Origin of the sequence: Promicromonospora kroppenstedtii DSM 19349 (assembly GCF_000515355.1) — a bacterium.
GTDB classification, from domain to species: Bacteria; Actinomycetota; Actinomycetes; order Actinomycetales; family Cellulomonadaceae; genus Promicromonospora; species Promicromonospora kroppenstedtii.
On sequence record NZ_KI911701.1, the window covers coordinates 9,051 to 10,168 of the forward strand.

1 protein-coding gene and 1 pseudogene are annotated in these 1,118 nt (G+C 73.7%); one reads left to right on the top strand and one right to left on the bottom strand.

Annotated features, from left to right (window positions below):
* The coding region (locus PROKR_RS18370; RefSeq protein ID WP_051433124.1) for an ABC transporter ATP-binding protein at positions 1-846 on the bottom strand (846 nt) is incomplete at its 3' end.
* 141 nt (positions 847-987) lie between these two features.
* Here PROKR_RS18370 and PROKR_RS37470 point away from each other — a divergent pair.
* Positions 988-1,118, top strand: a pseudogene (locus PROKR_RS37470) (helix-turn-helix domain-containing protein); the annotation flags it as partial.

Here is a 1,118-nt window from a genome sequence, read left to right on the forward strand (position 1 = left end):
GGCGCCCGGGCCGTCCGCGGTGCGGATCTCGACGGTGCGGACGTCGAAGGCGTCGGCCACGTGCACCGACCGGGTGCCCGGAGCGCGCTCGGCGATCGCCGCGAGGTCCGCCGAGTGCTCGGCCGGCACCCGCAGGGTCACCAGGTCGCCGGCCAGCTCGGCCTTCAGGGCGTCGGCGGTGTCGTCGGCGATGACCTGCCCGTGGTCGACCACGATGACCCGTTCGGCGAACGTGTCCGCCTCGTCGAGGTAGTGGGTGGTCAGCACGATGGTCCGCGGCTCGGCGGCCGCGGTGCGCATGCGCAGGATGTGCTCCCACAGGTTCGCGCGGTTGTGCGGGTCCAGGCCGGTCGACGGCTCGTCGAGGAACAGCAGCGACGGCTCGTGGACCAGCCCGACGGCCACGTCGAGGCGACGCTTCTGCCCGCCGGACAGGCTCTCCACCTTGCGGTCGGCCTGCTCGGTCAGGTCCAGGGCCTCCAGCAGCTCGGCGGCCCGGGCCCGCGCGGTGCGCCGGTCCAGCCCGTAGATCTCGCCCTGCGTGACGAGCTCGTCGCGGACGTGCTGGGCGGCGCCTCCCGCGCCGCCCTGGCCCACGTAGCCGATGGCGGCGCGGACCCGGTCGGGGCGCTCGACGACGTCGTACCCGGCCACCTCGGCGGTGCCGGACGTCGGCTGGATGAGCGTGGTCAGCATGCGCAGCGTCGTCGTCTTGCCTGCGCCGTTGGGGCCGAGCACGGCCACCAGCTCGCCGGGCTCGACGTCGAGCGAGATGCCACGCACGGCGTGGACGGTGCGGGTGCGGCTCACCACGAAATCCTTGGTGAGCGCTCGGGTGCGGATCACGATGTCTCCTTCTTGCGGTCCGTGCTGCTTCGTGCGGTACCCCCTCAGCCTGTCGCGGGTAGCGGTCAGTTCCTGTCCTCTTCCTCGTGCGATCCTGAATCCGTGCTCGAGACCTCCGGACGCCTCCTCGCCCTCCTGTCGCTGCTCCAGGCCCGCCGGGACTGGCCCGGCGCGCTCCTCGCCGAGCGGCTGGACGTCAGCCCCCGCACCGTGCGGCGCGACGTCGACCGGCTGCGCGAGCTCGGCTACCCCGTCGCCGCCACCAAGGGGCC